Origin of the sequence: Oceanibaculum pacificum (assembly GCF_001618175.1) — a bacterium.
Lineage (GTDB): Bacteria > Pseudomonadota > Alphaproteobacteria > Oceanibaculales > Oceanibaculaceae > Oceanibaculum > Oceanibaculum pacificum.
Genome location: NZ_LPXN01000105.1, coordinates 26,618 through 45,925 on the forward strand (window position 1 = coordinate 26,618; position 19,308 = coordinate 45,925).

A 19,308-nucleotide genomic window follows, 5' to 3' on the forward strand; every position below is an offset into this window, starting at 1 on the left:
TTTCCGTTGTCAGGCTCCCGGACATATCTCGGACCGGGACGGGGCGGATGCAAGTCTGCCATGAAGCGATGCCGCCAGCCCTTTTCTTTGCATCGGGTACGCGGTAATCATCGCTGATGCCGCTGAAAGGGAGTGCTTCTTCATGGATACGCAGGACATCACCCGGCCGAACGATCTCGAATCCTTCTGGATGCCGTTCACCGCGAACCGGCAATTCAAGAAGAACCCGCGCATGCTGGTCGAGGCCGAGGGCATGTATTACACCACGGCCGATAATCGCCGCATCCTGGACGGCACGGCCGGCCTGTGGTGCGTGAATGCCGGTCATCGCCGCGAAAAGATCGTGAAGGCGATCCAGAAGCAGGCGGAGAAGCTGGATTACGCCCCATCCTTCCAGATGGGCCACCCGCTTTCCTTTGAGCTGGCGAGCCGGCTGACCACGCTGACGCCGGGCTATGACCGGGTGTTCTTCACCGGCGGCGGATCGGAATCGGTCGATACCGCGCTGAAAATGGCCATCGCCTACCATAGGGTGCGCGGCGAGGGCACGCGGACCCGGCTGATCGGGCGCGAGCGCGGCTATCACGGCGTCGGCTTCGGCGGCATCTCGGTCGGCGGCATCGTCTCCAACCGCAAATTCTTCGGCAGCCTGCTGCCCGGCGTCGATCACCTGCCGCATACCCATAATCCGGAGAAGCAGGCCTTCACCCGCGGCATCCCGGAATGGGGCGGGCACCTGGCCGACGATCTGGAGCGCATCGTCACGCTGCATGACGCCTCCAACATCGCCGCCGTCATCGTGGAGCCGGTCGCCGGCTCGACCGGCGTGCTGATCCCGCCGCAGGGCTACCTGCAGAAGTTGCGCTCAATCTGCGACAAGCACGGCATCCTGCTGATCTTCGACGAGGTCATCACCGGGTTCGGCCGCCTGGGCGCCAGCTTCGCCACCGAATATTTCGGCGTGAAGCCGGATTTGATCACCACCGCCAAGGGCCTGACCAACGGTTGCGTGCCGATGGGCGCCGTGTTCGCCCGCGAGGGCATCTATGACACCTTCATGAACAACGCTCCGGAAGGCACCATCGAGTTGTTCCACGGCTACACCTATTCCGGCCATCCGCTGGCCGCCGCCGCCGGTTTGGCGACGCTGGACGTCTACAAGGAAGAAGGCTTGTTCGAGCGCGCCGCCGAGCTGGCGCCCTATTGGGAGGATGCCGTGCATTCGCTGAAGGGCGTGGGCCCGGTCATCGACCTGCGCAATCTCGGCATCATCGCCGGCATCGAGCTGGAAGGCATTCCCGGCAAGCCGACCGCGCGCGCCATGGAGGCCTTCACCAAAGCCTACGATAAGGGGCTGCTGATCCGCACCACCGGCGACATCATCGCGCTGTCGCCGCCGCTGATCCTGGAGAAGAGCCATATCGACGATATGTTCGGCATGCTGGGCGACGTATTGAAGACGCTACACTGATCCCAGACGGCTTGGTTGCTAAAAGGCGGCGGCATTTGCCCGCCGCCTTTTGCATTTGCGGTATTCGAAGGTGCTGCGTGGCAGTGGCAGGGAAATTGCTTTATGCTGATCAGTGAATTCCTTCCGGGAGTGAGGTTATGAGACGCCTTTTGCTGATCGTCGGAACGCTGATGGCGCTGAGCGCGTGTACAGCGGCGCAAGAGCAGGCGCCGGTATGGCTGGGCGGCACGCCACGCGACGCCGAGGCCCAGATGGTGGAGGAAGTGCCGGTCTATTGCTATCACAGCCTGGCGCGACCGGAATGCTACAGCCATCCGCTGCCGCCGAAGGAAACCAGCCGGCTGGTCAGCTATTTCGGCCCGCCGCCGCAATCCCTGGACGCCACCGGCCCGACCCGTCCCTGATCCCTCTATCCGTTGGAATCATTAATCTGTTTTGCTTTCCCGCAGTCTCCGCACCGGTTGCCGCCGCCGTCCTGACAATCCTCCTGATGTCCGGTTCCGGACAGGTGCGGGCGGAGAGTCCGGGCAGCTATGGCGCGGCCATGCGCTGGTATGAGGCCGAAGCCGCGGCCGGCAATGCGCGGGCGCAATATCTGCTGGGCCTGTCGCTGGAGCAGGGCGCGCGCGGACCGGTGGATCCGGCGGGTGCGGCACGCTGGTATGAGAAAGCGGCGGCCCAGGGGCTGGCGGATGCGCAGCTGAAGCTGGCCTTGGCGCTGCAGTTCGGGCGCGGCGTGGCGGCCGATCCGGCCCAGGCGCGCGCCTGGTATGAGAAGGCAGCCCGGCAAGGCTTGCCGGAGGCGGCGTACAATCTTGCCTATCTGCAGGAAAGCGGCCTCGGCGGACCGGTCCAGCCGGCCAAGGCGATAAGCAATTACGAACAGGCGGCGCGGGGCGGCATCGGCCGCGCCTACATGGCGCTGGGCGGGGTGTACGCGCGCGGCCTGGAGAGCGTCGCGCAGGACCTGCCCGCCGCATATTCCTGGCTTATTCTGGCCGTCGATGCCGGGCAGCCGGGGGCGGAGACCCTGCTGGAAGCCGTTGGCGCGGAACTTACCGATGTCCAGCGCGCCGAAGCGCGTGCAGGTGCGAAGAAATGGCGCGACAAGCCGCTATCTTAGCGACACATTAAATAGTATTTTCACTAAATGTTAATGAAAGTGTTGTGGAATGCTGTCTGCCTCCTCGACCACGAGGATGGCTCTTAGCATTTGCACCCAAAAACGGTAGAGGTGAGTTTCATCGCGTTGCAACATGATCAAAGCCTGGTTGGCCGCAAAAGTGGCCGCCCGGCCGTGCATGGCTTCGCTTAGCTTTTCCGCACACTGCAGCACTTCCTCGCTGGGGAGCATGGCGGGGATGGTTTCAGCGGCGGGCGTCACCGGGCGTACCGCGGAGCCAGCCGAACCTGGCCGGGAAGTATGTTTGACGGATAAGGCGTCGCAACCGTGATGAATAGCGTGCGCACTTTTTGACAACCTTTGTATAGTATGGGTCACACGAGTTTATTCTGATGAACATTGGCCGAGACACGAAATCCCCCGTCATGCCCCGCAAACCCAGACGCACCAGCCAGGACTTGCTGATCGGTCGTCGCCTGCGCGACCGGCGGAAATTCCTGAAACAGAGCCTGCAGGAGCTTTCCGCCCAGGTTGGGGTCTCCTACCAGCAGATCCAGAAATATGAGAGCGGGCAGGACCGTATTCCCGCCAGCATCCTGTTCCTGCTGTCCAAGGCGCTGGACACCTCGCCCAACTATTTCTTCACCCGTACCCTGGAAGACGAAATCCGCGAGCTGTTCCCGGACATCACCAAGGAAGCCCTGGCCGAGGCCATGGCCTTCCTCTACTGGTTTCAGCGCATCGAGGACGACACGTTGCAGGACCATATGCGCAAGATGATCATGCATATGAGTGGCGACCCGGCCCCGAAATAGGCGCCCGGCCCGGCAGGAGCGCCCAGCGGGACGTCCCGCAATGCATCTCGTGGGGTGGTGATATCCGGCGCGCATGACCTCCACCTGACTACCGGCGGCGCGGACGGGCGGCGAAGAAGATGCCGCCCTTGGGGCGCAGCGAGATCATCGGCTCGGTCTCGACTTCCTCGCTGGTATGCAGGGAAAGGTCGAAGCGCTGCAGCATCTGCGCCACCATGATCTGCGCCTCGAACATCGCGAAGTGATTGGCGATGCATTGGCGCGGTCCGGTGCCGAACGGGAAGTAGGCGTGTTTCGGCCGGTCGGCCCCAGCTTCCGGGGTGAAGCGGTAAGGGTCGAACTTTTCCGGATCCGGCCAGTATTCCGGATTGCGGTGCATGACATAGGGGCACAGCATGATGGTAGTACCCTTGGGGATGCGATAGCCGCGCACCTCGTCATCGTTCAGCGCCGCGCGGCTCATGGTCCAGAAGGGCGGGTAGAGGCGCATCGCCTCCTGCGCCACCATTTTCACGAAGGGCAGGTTCGACAGGTCCTCGTAAGTAGGCTGCCGGCCGCCCAGCACCCGGTCGACCTCGTCGCGCGCGGTCGCCATATGCTCGGGATTACGGCACAGCATGTAGAGGCACCAGGCGATCGAGACCGCCGTGGTCTCGTGGCCGGCCAGCACCATGGTCAGGAAATCGTCGCGCAGCCGCGATAGCGACAAGGGCTCGCCGGTCACCGGGCAGGCGCTGTCCAACAGCATCTGCAGCATGTCCGGCCCGGCCGGGTCGTGACTGGAGCGGCCCTCCATGCGGTCCTTGATGACCTTGTAGAGCAGTCCGTCGAAATCGGCGATGGCCTGCAACCGCTCGGCGCGGGCGCGGGTCGGCAAGTCGTGCAACAGCTCGAACAGCGACCAGACGCGCTTCTCGCTCTGCACCATGATGGTGGTGATGATCTCGGTGAAGCGGTCCTTATCCTCGGCCAAGTCGCAATTCATCAGCGTGCGGGTCGCCACGTTCAATGCGGCGGCCATGACCTTAGGCACGAAATTGACCGGCTGGCCGTCGCGGGTTTCCGCCTCGATGGCGTCGCAGAGATTGTCGCCGCATTCCGCCATCACCTGGCAGTAATGGTCGAAGCGGTGCCGCCTGAAGGAGGGCTGCGCCAGCGTGCGCTTGGAGCGCCAGACCTCGTTCTCGGTGACCAGCATGCCGTCGCCGAACATCGCCTTCAGGCGGTAGTAGAAGTCGCTCTTGCGGTAATTGCCGGCATTGGTCTGCATCACATGCTGGATGAATTCCGGATGGTTCACCAGATAGAGCGGCTTGCCGGCGATGTCGAAACCGACGATCTCGCCATGCTCGCGCGCCATCCGCACGAAGAAGCTGGGCGGATGGGGCTTCGAGGCGAACAGCACGCCGACGAAAGGCAGCAGCTTCGCCTTCGGCACGCGCTTGGCCTGGGCAAAGGCCCCGGCGCTGACGGCAATGCGCCGGGGCTGCTTGCGCGCCGGCGCTCCGGCGAAATCCAGCTCAGCGACCATCGCCGGTCATCGACAGCGAGTAGGGGGAGATGCTGTCGCTGCGCTCCTTGGCGTAGACGGCGGCGGCCTTCAGCAGGTCGCGCAGCACGGTCTCCTTGTTGGCGTCCGCTTCCTCGGCGAGGAACAGCAGACAGTTGGTAATGCCTTCGAGGCTGTTGGCCCCGGTCGCGGCGTCGCGGAAGGCGTTATTGTCGGTCATGCGCATGGTGGTTTCCTTCATGATATTCAGGTTCCTCAACCGGCGATGGCGGGACGTTCGCCCGTCATCATCCGGCCTGGCACAACCGGGCGACGGCGTTCCCAAAGGACCGTCATCCGTTCTGCGGCGTTGCGATTGTGCCAATTCACAGTGAGAGAGCCGGCGACGCAGCTCTCGACCCCGATCTGCAGCGCGTCGCCGAAGCGGCGGCATTCGAAGCCGCCGATATGCAGCAACCGCTCGAATTGCGTGTCGGTCACGCAGGTCAGCGCGCCGATCTCCAGATCGTCGCAAACCTCGAACAGGGTTTTCAGCAGGTGCGCGGTGATGCGCATCGTCTCGGCCCGGAACACCCGCCGCTTCATCCGGGGGATGACGGCGAGGCGGCTGATCTCCCACACATCCGGGCCGCGCAGCACCGGGTGCTCGCCCATCAGCGCGGGGAAATGCGTATCCAGCAGGTGCGGGCGTTCGGTCGGCAGCAGGCGAAAGCAGCCGACCAGGGTGCCGTCCTCCTCCACCGCGGCGACGTGGATCGCCGGGTCGCAGTCGAACCGGTCGATCTCGCGGCCATGATCGAGCGGCAGGTTCCAGCCCCGAATTTCATTGAAATAGCGGTTGCGGAACCGGAACAGCTCATCCAACTGCCATTCGCTGAAGCGATCATGCGCCGGGCTGTGGATCTGGAGTCGCACGTGCCTTTTCCCCCGATAAGGATGGGGAAAGAGTGCCGATCCGGCCTCAGCCTACCTAGCTGCACAATTGTCTAGGTGTAGATTAAGGGATTGTTTTTATTGAAGGTTGGTTGCGCGACGTTAGACCATGCGATGGGTCTTGTTGCCGGTGATGCCGCCCGGCTCCAGCACCCCCAGATAGACCAGCTTGGCGATGGCGTGGGGGGTGGAAAAAACGTTCAGCTTGTTATGCGCATTATAGATATGGAACTTCACCGTATGCATCGACACGGCGAGGATGTCGGCAATCTCGTCCTGGGTCTTGCCGGCGGCGACCCATTTCATCACCTCGATCTCGCGCCCGGTCAGTTTCAGCTCCTCCTGCACCAGGAATTCGGTGCCCAGCTTGCTGCGCAAGGTGAGGTGAAAATGGTTGGCGACCAGCGTGCAGTCCTGCAGCACGGTGGGGTCCAGCGACATGAAATCGCCCTCGCTGCCGGCGGAGACGAAGGTGATCAGGCCGTAATCGCCGCCCGCGCCATAGATCGGGATTGACAGCCCCTTATCGACCCCGACATCGATGGAATCGCCGAGCAGCCGGCGCTGCGGGTCGCTGACCTCGCGCTTCAGATAGTCGCGGACATTCCAGGCGAAAGGCAGGCGGGTGGCGTTGCTGTCGGCGATGACCGGGTCGATGCGGGCCAGTTCGTTGGTCTGGTAATGCCGCACCCAGTCGCTGGGGTAATCGCACAGAATCAGCGGGATTTCCGCGAAGCTGCCGGGCCCCGGATGCTCGTTCGGCAGCAGCTTGGCGCCGACATAGAAGATGCGGCCGAAACCCATCAGATCGGCCATGCCCTGCAATTGGGCCTTGAATTCGCCGACTGTCTTCAGCGAATGCAGTTCGACAAGCTTCTGAGCAAGCGAGCTGTCCATACGAAGTTTCCCCGGTTCCCGGTCAGCAGGGGCGCGCCTGGCAGGCGTCTATTCTACCCTTGTGGCCTGTCGCTTGGCTGCACGATGGAACGAACCTCATTATAAAGAGCATTCGATGAAATTCCTAACATGCAACCGCATGGGTGTCATGGATAAGCAAAACCTAAGTTATGTCCTGAGCGGGCTTCTGCCATGAGCCGTCCGGCCATCTTTCTCGACCGCGACGGCGTGATCAACGAGGATGTCGGCTATGCATGGCGACAGGCCGACATACGGTGGGTGAGGAACGCGCCCGAAGCCATCGCCTGGTTGAACCGGCGCGGCTATCTGGTGGTGGTGGTCACCAACCAGTCCGGCATCGCGCGCGGCTATTATAGCGAGCGCGATTTCGACGTGCTGACTGGCTGGATGCATGCCGCCCTGGGGCAATATGGCGCGCGGATCGACGCGGTCTATCATTGCCCGCACCACCCCACGGCGGGTCAGCCGCCCTACAATGTCGTCTGCAACTGCCGCAAGCCGAAGCCGGGGCTGCTGGTGAAGGCGATCGGCGATCTCGGCATCGATCCGGCGCGCAGCCTGATGATCGGCGACAAGCTGACCGACATGGAGGCCGCCGCCGCCGCCGGCGTGCCCGGCCTGCTGTTCCCGGGCGGCGACCTGCTGGAATTCGTGCGCGATGCGCTCGACAATGGATAAGCCCGTCCCGCCGCGCTACCTGCCCTATGGAGAGGGCGGTTGGCGGCTGTCGATGGGGCTGCTCTCGCTCGACCCGGCGGAGTGGATCGAGGCGGACGCGGATTATCCCGCGCAGCTCGCCTTGAAGGAGGAATTGCTGGCGACGCGGCACGATGCCGTTTTCCAGGCCCTGCCGGGCACCGAGGCGGCGCAGGCCGAAGTACTGGCGCTGTTGGCCCATCATCTGCCGGCGCGTTTTCCCGACCGGTTCCGGCGCGCGGGGAATGCGCTGCACAGTCTCGCCGATGACCGCCGGATAGCGCTTGATGATTCCGGCCGCGCGCCGCTCGATATCGCCGGCCGTCTGGTGCAGGAGGATTTATGCCTGATGCGCGCCGGCCCGGAGGGATACGAGCTGGTCGCCGCCTCGCTCTGCTTTCCGGCGAGCTGGCGGCTGGCCGACAAGATCGGCCGGCCGATGCTGGCGATCCACGCGCCGGTGCCGGGCTATGCGGAAAAGCTGGGCAAGCCGGTCGACCGGTTCTTCGGCTTTCTGAAGGCCGACAAGCCGGTCTGGCGCTTCAACTGGTCGCTGCCGGACAATGACCGGCTGTTCAGCCCCACCGGCCATGGCCGTGCCGCGCATGATCCCGAGATCACGGCGGAGAATATCGGCCAGCGCGTCTTCATCCGCGTCGAACGCCAGACACTGCGCCGCCTGCCGGCAAGCGGCGACATCCTCTTCACCATCCGCACCTATCTCGACCGGCTGGATCGGCTGGAGCCGTTTCCGCCTCTCGCCCGCGCGCTGCTGGGGGCGGTCGGCGACCTCACCCCCGGCATGACGCGCTACAAGAGCATCCAGCCGTTCCGCGCCGCGCTGGAGGAATATCTGACGCGGGTGGGAGGGGCGTAGTCGCCGTTCCCTGGCCAGACCTCAATACATATGCTGGCCGCCATTGATGGACAGCGTGGAGCCGGTGATGAAACCGCCCTCGTCGGCGACCAGGAAGACCACGCCGCGGGCGATCTCCGAAGCCTTGCCGAGGCGACCGACCGGCACGCGGGCAACGATCTTCTCCAGCACGTTGGCCGGTACGGCGGCGACCATATCGGTGTCGATATAGCCGGGGGCGATGGCGTTCACGGTGATGCCCTTGCCCGCGCCTTCCTGGGCCAGCGCCTTGGTGAAGCCGTGGATGCCCGACTTGGCGGCGGCATAGTTAACCTGGCCGTACTGACCGGCCTGGCCGTTGATCGAGCCGATATTCACGATGCGGCCGAAATTGCGCTCGCGCATGCTGTCGATGACGGCGCGGCACATGTTGAAGCAGGAACCGATATTGGTATCGATCACCTCCTTCCACATTTCGTAGCTCATCTTGTGCATGGTGCCGTCGCGGGTGATGCCGGCATTGTTCACCAGCACTTCGACCGGGCCCAGATCGGCGGTCACCTTGGCGACGCCCTCCTGGCAGGCCTGGAAGTCGGAGACGTCGAACTTGTAGGCGGGGATGCCGGTTTCCTCGGTGAATTGCTTCGCCCGTTCGTCATTGCCGCCGTAATTCGCCGCGACCTTGTAGCCGGCATCCTTCAGGGCGATGCAGATCGCCTTGCCGATGCCCCTGGTTCCGCCCGTTACGATTGCCACACGCGCCATGCTTTCCTCCCTGTTTAATGCCGGTTCCGTTTGTCGGAGCCTTGCTTACCCAACGATGATGGCACGCGCTGGGCATGTTGCAATTGACGAGCGTCAAATACGCGAAAAAAAGCGCCGTCCGGAAAGCCTGGGCGGCGCTTTTATCGTTACGAGCGCGGCTCGATCAGCGTTCGACGCACATGGCGATGCCCATGCCGCCGCCGATGCACAGGGTGGCGAGGCCTTTCTTGGCGTCGCGCTTCTGCATTTCGTGCAGCAGGGTGACCAGCACCCGCGCGCCGGACGCGCCGATGGGATGGCCGAGGGCGATGGCCCCGCCATTCACATTCACCTTTGCCGTATCCCAGCCCAGATCCTTGTTCACCGCGCAGGCCTGTGCGGCGAAAGCCTCGTTTGCCTCGATCAGGTCGAGGTCGCTGGCCTTCCAGCCGGCCTTCTCCAGCGCCGCCCGGCTGGCGGGGATCGGCCCCGAACCCATGATCGCGGGATCGACGCCGCGCGTCGCCCAGGAGGCGATGCGCGCCAGCGGGGTGATGCCGCGCCTGGCCGCTTCCTCCGCGCTCATGAGCACCAGGGCGGCCGCGCCGTCATTGATCCCCGACGCATTGCCGGCGGTGACGCTGCCCTCCTTGTCGAAGGCCGGCTTCAGCTTCGCCAGCGTATCGACGGTGGTGCCGTGGCGCGGATATTCGTCGGCATCGACCACGGTATCGCCCTTGCGGCCGGAAATCGTGACCGGCACGATCTCGTCCTTGAAGCGGCCGGATTTCTGCGCGGCTTCCGCCTTCTGCTGCGAGGAGGCGGCGAACTCGTCCTGCTGTTCGCGGCTGATCTGCCATTGCTTGGCGACATTCTCGGCGGTGTTGCCCATATGGTAGCCGTTGAAGGCGTCCCACAGCCCGTCCTTGATCATGGTGTCGACCATCTTCATGTCGCCCATCTTGGTGCCGTTGCGCAGATGGGCGCAGTGGGCCGACTGGCTCATGCTCTCCTGGCCGCCGGCGACGACGATGGATGAATCGCCGTTGCGGATCGCCTGGTAGCCCAGCGCCACGGTACGCAGGCCGGAGCCGCAGACCTGGTTGATCAGATAGGCCGTCGCCTCCTTCGGAATGCCGGCGGCGATGGCGGCCTGGCGGCCCGGATTCTGCCCGGCCCCGGCGGTCAGCACCTGGCCGAAGATCAGCTCGGAGACTTCGGCTGGATCGACCTTGCCGCGCGACAAGGCCTCGCGGATGGCGATGGTGCCCAGATCATGCGCGGGCAGGCTGCTTAGCGCGCCGTTGAACGCCCCGATGGGGGTGCGCGCGGCGCTGGCGATGACGATCTCGGTCATGAAAATGACTCCTCCGAATACGGTGGCGGCTTGGTGCCGTCTGTTCCGCGCCTACAATAGTTGCAGCGCAGCGGTGAGGCAAACGGCGCGCCTAGGATTTGACGGGCAGGCCGTCGATCCAGTCCGCAATGGCGGGCCAGACCAGCTCCCGCGCCCGGCCGCCGGCCATCATGCCGATATGGCCCAGCGGCGGCTCTATCATATCGGCTTTCGGCAGCGCGGTTGCCAGGGCCCTGGCGCTGGCCGGCGGCACGATGCGGTCGCCGCCCGGTATCAGCGCCAGCGCCGGCAGGTCGATCCGCCCTGGCGTCACCGGATGGCCGGCCACCCGCCAAACGCCGTTGGCCGGGTCGTTGCGGCCGTACCAGCCCTCCAGGCAATCATGCGCGACCGGGGCCGCCAGCGGCACGCCGTCATTCAGCCAATCCTCCAGCGCCACGAAGCCGACCGCCTTGTCGCTGGCCGGGTCGAGCGCGGCAAAGGCGCGGAACTTGCGGAAGGCGAGGTGGATGTCGAGGCCGGAGAACAGCGCCTGCACCGCGTCGGTCGGCAACTCGCCCAGCCGGTCGGCCAGCGCCAGCAGGCCGGGGGCGATGCCGGGCAGCCATTCCGCGACCGCCGGGCGTTCGGCGGCGAAATCCCACGGGGCGGCCAGCAGCGCCAGCCCGGCCAGGTCGCGCTGCCGGCGCTCGGCCAGGGCCGCCGCCATGGTGCCGCCCATGCAATAGCCGACCAGCACGGGCGCTTCGCCCACCTCGGCCAGTACGGCGTCGAGCGCGGCTTCCAGCCGGCCGGCGATATAGGCGGAAATGTCGAATCCCCGCTCCACCGCGCCCGGCGCGCCCCAATCCACCAGATAGGGGCGATAGCCGCGTCCGGCGAGATCGCGCAGGAAGCTGCGGCCCGGGGCGAGGTCGAGTATATAGCCGCGATTGATCAGCGAAGGCACCGCCAGCACCGGGCGGCCGCGTTTGCGGCGCCTGTCGGCATAGGCGAGCAGTCGGGTGGTGCCTTCGCTCCAGGCCAGGCGCGGGGGCTTCAGCCCGGCCTCGGCGAAGGCGGCGCCGCGGTCGTAGGGATGGTGGCGATAGGCGGTCAGCCCGGCGAGGAAGTCGGACCAGCGCCGGGCGACGGCGGCGGCCAGCGCGGCGTCAGTCCTTGCGGCGTCGCGTCCCGCCAGCGCGGCTTGCAGGGCGCTTGCCCTGTCCCGCAGCGCCGGCCTCCAGGGCAGCGAGCCGCTCCTCAAGGACGGCAATGCGGTCACGGAGCTCATCAAGGTTGCCGCCGCGACCGTCAGATGCAGGTTCAGTGGGCGCGGGCCCTGTCGCATGAGTGGCTCCCGCCATGAAAGGGAACGGCATCGGGGGAACGCCGCCGCGACTCATCGCATTCATCGTCTCCGCCCATAGATGCAGCATGGGTTGCAGGCTGCGCGCAAGTTCCGGATCGGTGGCCAGGGCATTTATCTGGTCCTGCCACAGATCGAGGAAACGTTCGGCGAGGTCTTGGTCGTCGTCGCGATCGGTCATGGCGGTACTATAGGCCGCCCGTCACCGTCCCGCCACACGCGGGTCTGCAAGAGAGTTATGCTGCACTTGCGGGCGGATTTGTTGCGCAGCAAGATTCTCGTTGCAAAGCAGCAATTTCCATCCAACTGTATTGCCCTATGCATTGCGTCGATAGCAGACGCGCATGCCGTAGACGACAAAGAGATGCGGCATCAAGCAATTAGGGTAGGGGATCATTCGCATATGGCCGAGAAGAACAAGCCGGGCGACGACGCCCCGATCACCATCAAGAAATATGCGAACCGCCGTCTCTACAATACGGCGACCAGCAGCTACGTCACGCTCGACCATCTGTGCCAGATGGTGAAGGACGGCGTCGATTTTCAGGTGTTCGACGCGAAGACCGGCGAGGACATCACCCATAGCGTGCTGACGCAGATCATCTTCGAGGAGGAGGGCAAGGGCCAGAGCCTGCTGCCCATCAGCTTCCTGCGCATGCTGATCAGCTTCTATGGCGACAGCCTGCAATGGGTGCTGCCGAAGTATCTCGAACACACCATGTCCTCCTTCGCGCGGAACCAGGATCGCATGCGCTCCTACGTCGACAATGCGTTCGGTGGTCTGTTCCCGTTCGGCACCAATCTGGAGGAGATGGGCAAGCAGAACATGGCGATGCTAGAAGGCGCCATGCGCATGTTCAATCCGTTCGGCATGGAGGGCGGGCTGAGCAACGGCGTGGGCAAGCCGCCCCAGGCGCCGCACCCGGCCGCCCATCCCGCGGCGGAGGCCACGCAGTCCGCCGCCCAGGCCTCGGTCGTGGCGCTGAAGGACCAGATCGACAATCTGCAAAAGCAGATCGACGCAATGGCGAAGCTGCAGATCGAGGTGGCCAAGGCCGGCCAGGCCGCCATGAACCAGGCGATGGACAAGGACGGGCAGAAGAAGAAAGGCTAGCGCCTACTTCTCCGCGACCGGCGCGGCGTCCGGGGCGGGTTCGTGCGCGCCGCACAGCCAATCGAGAACACGCTTTTCCGCCGGTTGCAGGCCGGTCAGATCAGTGCGCTGCAACAGCTTGGCATCGACGCGGGCCTGTTCCTGCAATTCCTTGACGAAAGCGCTGAGGGCGGTCTTCTGATCGCTTTCATGCGCGATCTTGGCGTTTAGCTCCTCCATCTGGCCTTCCCAATTGCGGGCCATGCTATGGAGGTAGGCGCGGTGGTCGCCGAGCAGATTCTCCAGCGCCTTCTTCACCTGGCGCTCGTAATTATCCAGCGCCTGCTTGCGCTGCTCATTCTTCACCAGCCCCAGGAAAGCGCCGCCGCGCAGCATGCCCAGCCGCTCCGGATCCTTCATCATCACGCGCAGCTTGGCGGCTTCGTGGTTCAGCGCGAAACCGTCGAAATTGGCCAGGGCCAGGTCGGGGTGGCGATAGCTGCCGGCCAGCAGGGTGCGCAGCGCCTGGATGCGGCCGCGATGCCGCTTCACGAAAGTCAGCTCGTCGCGGACGACGTTGCGTTCCTGGCTCATCTGGTTGACGCGGCCATCCACCATCCGCACCGCCATGCGCGCTTCGTCGATCAGCGCGTTCATCGCCCGGAACCGGTCCAGCCCGACCGGCATCGCCCCGATCTCGCGCTCGCGGGCGACCAGTTCCTGAAACAGATCGTCGGTAGCGGGCGCTGTGGGGTCGCTATCGTCGCTCATCGGCGGGAGCCTTGCGAGGAAGGTCGACGGAAAACAAGCAGTACCCTTCCTTTCTAAAAACTTCTCCGCCTATTTCAACAGGATATTGACGACTTCATAAAGCTGGGTGCGCGCGCGCAGGAGGTAGAAGCCCTGCGCCGTCAGATGGTTGGGCAGCAGCAGCGCATCGGGCGAACCGCCGATGACGATCAGCGGCTCCAGCTCCGCGCCGGTTTTCAGCCCATCCAGCATCTGCTGCCACACCCCGTCGAGCTGGCGTTCGCGCAGCACCTGTTCGAAATCCTGTCCGAGCGCGTTCAGGATGACATAGTGGGCGTATAGCTGCCCCTTGGTGCTGTAGAAAATATCGTCGACATCGGTATCGAACAGCCAGAACGGCCCGTGCGTGATGTGCCCGTCGATCTGCGCCGAGGCGGAGCCGAGGTCGGAGGCGATGCGCTCCAGCGCCGACATCAGATTGTCGCCGCGCCGGTCGAACACCGTCTGGCCGCTGGCCAGCCGGCTGTTGTAGCTGCGCAGCGCCCGTACCGCCGCCCTGTACTGCGATTCCGAGGTCGCCGTGGGCGCCAGCGAAACGGACGGATCCCAGACCCACACATTGCCCGGATATTTCAGCAGCCCCGCCGCGCGCTCCAGGTCGCCATCGATCTGGCTGGTGCCGCGTAGCCGGCCGATATGGTCCATCATCTCGACGCTGAAGCGCGACGCCGCCTTCACGATGCCCTGTTGGAAATTGGGCATGTTGTCGAGGATGGAGCCGGGCAGGAAGAACGGATCGTTCGGCGTCCAGCCATGCGTGTCGGTCTCGCGCTCGACCAGGGCGGCCGCCGCCTCCACCGCGCGGCTGGCGCCGGGCGGGACGTCGGCGGTGGCGAAGCTGGTGTCATCATCGACGGTATTTATGATCGCCGCTCCGGCGACGTAATACAGCGCCACCAGCAGCACCAGCACGGCCAGGCTGCGGCCGATCAGCCCGCCGCTCAACCTCCCGCTCAGGCCCCCGCCCAGGCGGCGCATCCAGCGCTTGCGGGGGGCGGAATATTCGTCGTCGACATAGAGATCGTCGCGGGTGTTGTCGCTGGCCATGCGGGTGATCCGATTCTGCGTTGTTCCCTTGCACAGATAGGGTGCGGTATCGGGAAAGTCATCAGGCTTTGCCTCGCCATCTTGTGGTCATCGCCGCACTTGACCAGAATAGCGGCAGCCGCTGCGCGCCGATTTGCTTGATAAGCCGCTTCGCCACCGAAAGCCTGGAGTTCCCCCCGCCATGCGCGACGCCATCCCCGCCATCCTGGCGATCGTGCTGGGCGTCATGATCCTGCAACTCGGCAACGGGTTGATCGGCGTGCTGGTGCCGCTGCGCATGGGGATGGAGGGGCTGTCGCCCAGCATGGTCGGCGTGGTCGCGACCTTCTATTCGCTGGGCTTCCTGGCCGGCTGCTTCGTGGTGCCGCAACTGGTCCGGCGCATTGGCCATATCCGCGCCTTCGCCGTGTTCGCCGCCGTGGTTTCGGCCGGCACGCTGGGGCTGACGCTCGCGGTCGACTGGATGCTGTGGAGCGGCATCCGCTTTCTGCTCGGCATCTGCATGGCCGGCCTGTTCAGCGTGGCGGAAAGCTGGATCGTCGCCCAGGCCCCGCAGGCCATCAAGGGCCGGGTGCTCAGCTTCTACATGGTGTGCAACAAGCTGACGCTGGTGGGGGGGCAGATGCTGGTGTCCGTCGCCGACCCGATCAGCATCGGCTTCTTCCTGCTGATCAGCGCCTGCGCCTCGCTCTCCCTGGTGCCGGTCGCGTTGACCCGCGCGGCGACGCCGGCGATACCGTCGGTTTCCATGCTGTCGCTGCGCGAGCTATACGCCATCGCGCCGGCGGCCCTAGTCGGCTGCTTCTCCTCCGGCCTTACCAATGCCGCGGTGATCGGGCTGCTGCCGATCTACGGGTTGCAGGTCGGGTTCGGCGTCGGAGCCATCGCCGGGCTGGTCTCGGTCATGCAATTGGGCAGCCTGCTGGCGCAATGGCCGCTGGGCTGGATGTCGGATCGGATCGACCGGCGGCAGGTGATCGTCGCCGGGCTTGGGGTGGTGGTGGTCACCTCGGCGGTGATCGCGCTGTTTGGCGGTCAGCTGCCGAGCTGGTCGATCTACATCATCTTCGCGCTATGGGGAGCGACGGGCCTGTCGGTCTATGCCATCTGCATCGCCCATGCGAGCGACTTCGCCGAGCCGTCCAAGATGGTGCCGCTGACCAGCTCGCTCTTGCTGACCTGGGCGCTGGGCTCGGCCGTTGGCCCGATCGTGGCCAGCTATGCGATGGAGGTGATGGGGCCGGGCGGATTGTTCGTCTATGCCGGGGTCATCGCTACGCTGACCGGCGGCTTCGTCACCTATCGGATGACCCGCCGCGCACCGGTGCCGGTGGATCAGCGCGAGAAGTTCGTGAACATGCCGGCGACCAGCCCGCAGGTCAGCAAGATGAACCCGCGCGCCCAGCAGGACACGCCCGCCCCGGACGATATGTCGGTGAAATAGGCGCTACGGCGCTGCCGCTTCCAGATGGCGGTAGCGCAGCTTCAGCCCGATGACCGCCGTCACCAGCAGCATCGTCACGCCGTTCGCCAGCACGATGGGGAAGGATTGCAACAGTAAGCCGTAGATCAGCCACAGCAGCGCCCCGGTGAAGAACACCGTGAACATGGTCAGCGATATGTCCCGCGTCGATCGGCTGCGCCAGGTCTTGATCACTTGCGGCAGGAAGGAAAAAGTAGTCAGCGCACCGGCGACGGTGCCGATCAGATCAACAAGAAACGGGTCCAGCATGCCCGCCAGGCTCCCAAAGGAGGACCGCCCGGTCGGCGGCGCAGCGACTATGCGAGCGGCAAGGCAGCGCCGCAATCGGGTATTTTTTAAACCGGCCTGCTTGACATCGCACGGTAACAAGACCAACATAATAATTACCAAGTGATCGTAATTTTCGAAAGAAAATTGCGCGAAGGCTTGGTTGGCCCAACAGCAGGGGGGTGTCCGAAACAGGCATGAATCCACCTGACTAAACATAGCCTTACGGAAGATGCGTCTACATGAAAAGCCAAAGGCCCGGACTTAGCGCCGGGCGCCGGGACAGATGGTCCCGTGCCAAATGAAGCCCCGCCCTTAGCTGGCGGGGCTTCTGCGTTCGGGATCGGCGGCCGCCGCCTGCAGGATAGCGTCCAGTAGACCGGGGAAGCGGGCCTCAAGATCGTCGCGGCGCAACGTGTTGGCGTGCTGGGTGCCTTCGCGACGGCTACAGATGATGCCGGCCTCGCGCAGGATGCGAAAATGGTTCGACAGGGTGGATTTCGGCATGTCCGGGCAGGGCATCGTGGCATTGCAGGCCTGATCCGGGCAATCGCGCAGCCGGCGCACGATGGCCAGCCGCATCGGATCGCTCAGCGCATGCAGGACGCCGTGCAGGGTGATGCTGCTGATATCGGGGTGAATAAGAGGACGCATAAACAGCCAAATCGCATCATACAGCGTAAAATTCAATAGTTCAATTTTCTTGAACATAAGAACTTGGCCGCCCATCTGCTGCTCATCGATCCTTATTCCCGATGGGAGACTTTTCAGATGAGCAAGATTTTAGCCGGCAAGATTGCCCTGGTGACCGGCGCCAGCCGTGGCCTGGGCCGCGCCATCGCCGAACGCCTGGGGCGCGACGGCGCGCTGGTCGCCGTGCATTACGGCCGCGCCTCCGCCGAGGCCGAGTCGGTTGTGCAGACGATCAAGAAGGCCGGCGGTGACGCTTTCGCCGTGCAGGCGGAGATTGGCGATGTCGCCAGCATCCAGGCAATGTTCCAGGCGCTGGACAAGGAACTGACTGACCGCACCGGCGAGGTCAGGTTCGACATTCTGGTCAATAATGCCGGCATCGCGCCGATGGTCTCGCTGGAGGAAACCGACGAGGCCACGTTCGACCGCATCTTCGATGTGAATGTGAAGGGGCTGTTCTTCGTCACCCAGCAGGCCATCGGCCGGTTGCGGGACAATGGCCGGATCGTGAACCTGTCCTCCGGCCTGTCGCGCGCGGTGGGCGGCATGGATATTCCGGCCTACTCGGCGACCAAGGGTGCGGTCGACGTGCTGACCCGGCAATGGGCCTCGAAGTACGGCGCGCGGGGCATCACCGTAAACTCGCTGGCGCCGGGCGCGATCGATACCGACATGAATGCCGGCTGGCTGCGCGGCAATGCGGAATCGGAGCAGATGATCTCCAGCAGCCAGGCGATCAAGCGGATCGGCAAGCCGACGGAAATCGGCGATGCCGTCGCCTTCCTGGCCGGGCCGGACAGCCGCTGGGTCACCGGCCAGTATATCGAAGCCAGCGGCGGCTGGCTGCTCTAGGCGCTGTTTCCGTTCAGGCGGCGGCGCACCCGCGTCGCCGCCTTGCGGATTTGCGCCCGGTCGCTCTCCAGCGCCAGCGCGGCTTCAGCGAAGTCGACCGTCATCTCCAGGCTGGCGAGCAGCACCGACGGCACCGCCGGATCGGTGGCGGCCAGGCCAATCCGCTCCAGCGCGGATATCTGCCGCAGCACCACCTCGACCGATTTGGCGCCGTCGCGGGCCAGCGAGTGCAGCGCCCGGTCCAGCATCTTGTCAAATCCCAGGGCGGGCAGGGACAGCCGGTCGCATGCCTCCGCCTCTTCAGACTTTGCCACTGGCGGCTGCGCGGCCCGGCACAGCAGCGCCTCCAGCCGGTCCAGGCAAATGATCGCGGTCTTCGGGTCGTTGATGCCGGGCGACAAGGCGCGGCTGCCGATCTCGCCCAGTATTTGCAGGCCCAGTAGCGGATCCTGGTGATAGCTGCGCTCCTCGCCCAGCAGCAGGCAATCCAGCAGCGCCTCGATATCCTTGTCGCTCAATGGCGCGGTGCCCGGCATCAGCGCCAGGGCCGAGCGGTGCGGATGCATGAAGTCGCCCGGCCGCCCCAGCAGTTCGATGCGCAGATCGTGCCGCGCCGCCTGCGCCTGCAATTCCTGCGTATCGATGCTGCACAGATAGGCGCTGCGACGGCAGGCGAGCAGCCGCGCGCCTTCCGGCGGGCTGTCCCGCTCCGGCGCGGCTTTCGCGCCCAGGAGTGGGTTTTCCAGGAAGCGGTCCAGCGCCTCATTGGTGTCGTGTTGCACCCGGACGACGATATTGCCCAACCGCAGCGTGCCGGCGATATGGTGCATCCAATGCACGAGGTAGCGCAGCGCCAGCACCGTCAGCACCACGCCGGTGCCGAACAGGACGGTCAGCCCACTCCTGTCGTAGAGCGCCAGTCCGAGGCCGACGAGGCCGAACAGGGCGAAGACAAAGGTGGCGACGAAGGTGCTGAGCGCATTCTGCGTCACCTCGTCCGCCATCAGGCCGGGCAGGGCGCGCGGCGATGCCTGGGTGACCGCCATGTTCAGCACCACCATCAGCGCCGACAGGGTGACGGTGGTGACCGTCAGCATGGCGCTGGCCAGCAGGGTCAGCAATTCCTTCACCAGTTCGGGATCGACCGACGGGATGGCGATGCCGGCGGGCAGGGCGCCATCGACCCCGGCGATCCCCCAGGCCACGCCGGCCGCCGTGACGGAAGCCACGGTCGGGCGGAACCACAGCGCGGACCGGACTTGCAGGGCGAGGCCGCGCAGCTGGGTGAGCAT

23 protein-coding genes are annotated in these 19,308 nt (G+C 64.8%); 9 read left to right on the forward strand and 14 right to left on the reverse strand.

The genetic code is table 11. The features are described 5' to 3' along the window. Positions 1-142: 142 nt before the first annotated feature. The 3 genes from AUP43_RS09345 to AUP43_RS18635 all read left to right on the forward strand — a co-directional run bounded on the left by AUP43_RS09345 (position 143) and on the right by AUP43_RS18635 (position 2,594). Entirely contained in the window at positions 143-1,471 is a 1,329-nt protein-coding gene (locus AUP43_RS09345) for an aspartate aminotransferase family protein (RefSeq protein WP_067555657.1), read from the forward strand. A 137-nt stretch (positions 1,472-1,608) separates the two neighbouring features. Next, complete coding sequence (locus AUP43_RS19230) at positions 1,609-1,875, forward strand: hypothetical protein (RefSeq protein ID WP_067555660.1); 267 nt, start codon at positions 1,609-1,611, stop codon at positions 1,873-1,875. A gap of 86 nt (positions 1,876-1,961) precedes the next feature. Further along, positions 1,962-2,594, forward strand: coding sequence for a tetratricopeptide repeat protein (locus AUP43_RS18635; protein ID WP_198154868.1), 633 nt, complete (start codon positions 1,962-1,964; stop codon positions 2,592-2,594). Positions 2,595-2,624: 30 nt separating this feature from the next. Here AUP43_RS18635 and AUP43_RS09360 read toward each other — a convergent pair whose 3' ends face one another. Beyond that, positions 2,625-2,855 (reverse strand): hypothetical protein, encoded by a 231-nt coding sequence (locus AUP43_RS09360; RefSeq protein ID WP_157089297.1) that lies wholly within the window; start codon positions 2,853-2,855, stop codon positions 2,625-2,627. A 164-nt stretch (positions 2,856-3,019) separates the two neighbouring features. Here AUP43_RS09360 and AUP43_RS09365 point away from each other — a divergent pair, with 164 nt between their 5' ends. Then, positions 3,020-3,409: a helix-turn-helix domain-containing protein gene (locus tag AUP43_RS09365; RefSeq protein ID WP_067555669.1), complete on the forward strand. Its 390-nt coding sequence runs from the start codon at positions 3,020-3,022 to the stop codon at positions 3,407-3,409. An 88-nt stretch (positions 3,410-3,497) separates the two neighbouring features. Here AUP43_RS09365 and AUP43_RS09370 read toward each other — a convergent pair whose 3' ends face one another. The 4 genes from AUP43_RS09370 to AUP43_RS09385 form a co-directional block, all read right to left on the reverse strand. Continuing rightward, on the reverse strand, positions 3,498-4,940 hold the full coding sequence (locus AUP43_RS09370; RefSeq protein ID WP_067555672.1) for a cytochrome P450: 1,443 nt from the start codon (positions 4,938-4,940) through the stop codon (positions 3,498-3,500). Further along, the gene (locus AUP43_RS09375; protein ID WP_157089298.1) at positions 4,930-5,160 is read right to left on the reverse strand and encodes a hypothetical protein; all 231 of its coding nucleotides are present in this window, start codon (positions 5,158-5,160) and stop codon (positions 4,930-4,932) included. Before AUP43_RS09375 ends, AUP43_RS09370 begins: the two co-directional genes overlap by 11 nt. Before the next feature lie 14 nt (positions 5,161-5,174). After that, positions 5,175-5,834 carry an acyl-homoserine-lactone synthase gene (locus AUP43_RS09380; RefSeq protein WP_067555678.1) on the reverse strand — a complete coding sequence of 220 codons (660 nt, stop codon included), beginning with the start codon at positions 5,832-5,834 and terminating at the stop codon, positions 5,175-5,177. Between the two features lie 120 nt (positions 5,835-5,954). Then, on the reverse strand, positions 5,955-6,749 hold the full coding sequence (locus tag AUP43_RS09385) for a LuxR family transcriptional regulator (RefSeq protein ID WP_067555682.1): 795 nt from the start codon (positions 6,747-6,749) through the stop codon (positions 5,955-5,957). A 192-nt stretch (positions 6,750-6,941) separates the two neighbouring features. On the opposite strand from AUP43_RS09385, the gene AUP43_RS09390 reads away from it, so the two are divergent. Together AUP43_RS09390 and AUP43_RS09395 are read left to right on the forward strand one after the other, a co-directional pair. Continuing rightward, positions 6,942-7,448, forward strand: a complete 507-nt coding sequence (locus AUP43_RS09390; RefSeq protein ID WP_067555685.1) for a D-glycero-alpha-D-manno-heptose-1,7-bisphosphate 7-phosphatase — start codon at positions 6,942-6,944, stop codon at positions 7,446-7,448. Next, entirely contained in the window at positions 7,441-8,343 is a 903-nt protein-coding gene (locus AUP43_RS09395; RefSeq protein ID WP_067555688.1) for a heme-dependent oxidative N-demethylase family protein, read from the forward strand. The genes AUP43_RS09390 and AUP43_RS09395 overlap by 8 nt, the downstream gene beginning before the upstream one ends. Positions 8,344-8,364: 21 nt before the next feature. Here the strand turns inward: AUP43_RS09395 and phbB are convergent, their stop codons facing one another. The 4 genes from phbB to AUP43_RS19405 form a co-directional block, all read right to left on the reverse strand. Beyond that, the gene (gene phbB / locus AUP43_RS09400) at positions 8,365-9,087 is read right to left on the reverse strand and encodes an acetoacetyl-CoA reductase (protein WP_067555690.1); all 723 of its coding nucleotides are present in this window, start codon (positions 9,085-9,087) and stop codon (positions 8,365-8,367) included. A gap of 163 nt (positions 9,088-9,250) precedes the next feature. Beyond that, positions 9,251-10,423 carry an acetyl-CoA C-acetyltransferase gene (locus tag AUP43_RS09405; RefSeq protein WP_067555693.1) on the reverse strand — a complete coding sequence of 391 codons (1,173 nt, stop codon included), beginning with the start codon at positions 10,421-10,423 and terminating at the stop codon, positions 9,251-9,253. A gap of 91 nt (positions 10,424-10,514) precedes the next feature. Further along, positions 10,515-11,687 carry an alpha/beta fold hydrolase gene (locus AUP43_RS09410; RefSeq protein ID WP_232315005.1) on the reverse strand — a complete coding sequence of 391 codons (1,173 nt, stop codon included), beginning with the start codon at positions 11,685-11,687 and terminating at the stop codon, positions 10,515-10,517. After that, positions 11,575-11,952 carry a hypothetical protein gene (locus AUP43_RS19405; RefSeq protein WP_232314986.1) on the reverse strand — a complete coding sequence of 126 codons (378 nt, stop codon included), beginning with the start codon at positions 11,950-11,952 and terminating at the stop codon, positions 11,575-11,577. The genes AUP43_RS09410 and AUP43_RS19405 overlap by 113 nt, the downstream gene beginning before the upstream one ends. A 222-nt stretch (positions 11,953-12,174) precedes the next feature. On the opposite strand from AUP43_RS19405, the gene phaR reads away from it, so the two are divergent. Beyond that, the gene (gene phaR / locus AUP43_RS09415) at positions 12,175-12,885 is read left to right on the forward strand and encodes a polyhydroxyalkanoate synthesis repressor PhaR (protein ID WP_067555700.1); all 711 of its coding nucleotides are present in this window, start codon (positions 12,175-12,177) and stop codon (positions 12,883-12,885) included. A gap of 3 nt (positions 12,886-12,888) precedes the next feature. On the opposite strand, the gene AUP43_RS09420 is transcribed toward phaR, so the two are convergent. Together AUP43_RS09420 and AUP43_RS09425 are read right to left on the reverse strand one after the other, a co-directional pair. Beyond that, positions 12,889-13,635 carry a hypothetical protein gene (locus AUP43_RS09420; RefSeq protein WP_067555704.1) on the reverse strand — a complete coding sequence of 249 codons (747 nt, stop codon included), beginning with the start codon at positions 13,633-13,635 and terminating at the stop codon, positions 12,889-12,891. 69 nt (positions 13,636-13,704) lie between these two features. After that, a complete protein-coding gene (locus AUP43_RS09425) occupies positions 13,705-14,721 on the reverse strand; it encodes a DUF2333 family protein (RefSeq protein ID WP_067555707.1) in 1,017 nt (338 codons plus the stop codon). Between the two features lie 181 nt (positions 14,722-14,902). Between AUP43_RS09425 and AUP43_RS09430 the strand changes: the two genes are divergently transcribed. After that, positions 14,903-16,165, forward strand: a complete 1,263-nt coding sequence (locus AUP43_RS09430) for an MFS transporter (protein ID WP_067555710.1) — start codon at positions 14,903-14,905, stop codon at positions 16,163-16,165. Between the two features lie 3 nt (positions 16,166-16,168). On the opposite strand, the gene AUP43_RS09435 is transcribed toward AUP43_RS09430, so the two are convergent. Together AUP43_RS09435 and AUP43_RS09440 are read right to left on the reverse strand one after the other, a co-directional pair. Next, the gene (locus AUP43_RS09435; RefSeq protein WP_067555713.1) at positions 16,169-16,453 is read right to left on the reverse strand and encodes a SemiSWEET family sugar transporter; all 285 of its coding nucleotides are present in this window, start codon (positions 16,451-16,453) and stop codon (positions 16,169-16,171) included. Between the two features lie 333 nt (positions 16,454-16,786). Next, positions 16,787-17,200, reverse strand: a complete 414-nt coding sequence (locus tag AUP43_RS09440) for an ArsR/SmtB family transcription factor (protein WP_232314988.1) — start codon at positions 17,198-17,200, stop codon at positions 16,787-16,789. A gap of 42 nt (positions 17,201-17,242) precedes the next feature. Here AUP43_RS09440 and AUP43_RS09445 point away from each other — a divergent pair, with 42 nt between their 5' ends. Next, on the forward strand, positions 17,243-18,016 hold the full coding sequence (locus AUP43_RS09445) for an SDR family oxidoreductase (protein WP_067555871.1): 774 nt from the start codon (positions 17,243-17,245) through the stop codon (positions 18,014-18,016). On the opposite strand, the gene AUP43_RS09450 is transcribed toward AUP43_RS09445, so the two are convergent. Then, positions 18,013-19,308 (reverse strand): DUF2254 domain-containing protein, encoded by a 1,296-nt coding sequence (locus AUP43_RS09450; RefSeq protein WP_067555716.1) that lies wholly within the window; start codon positions 19,306-19,308, stop codon positions 18,013-18,015. The two genes, AUP43_RS09445 and AUP43_RS09450, sit on opposite strands and share 4 nt — an antisense overlap.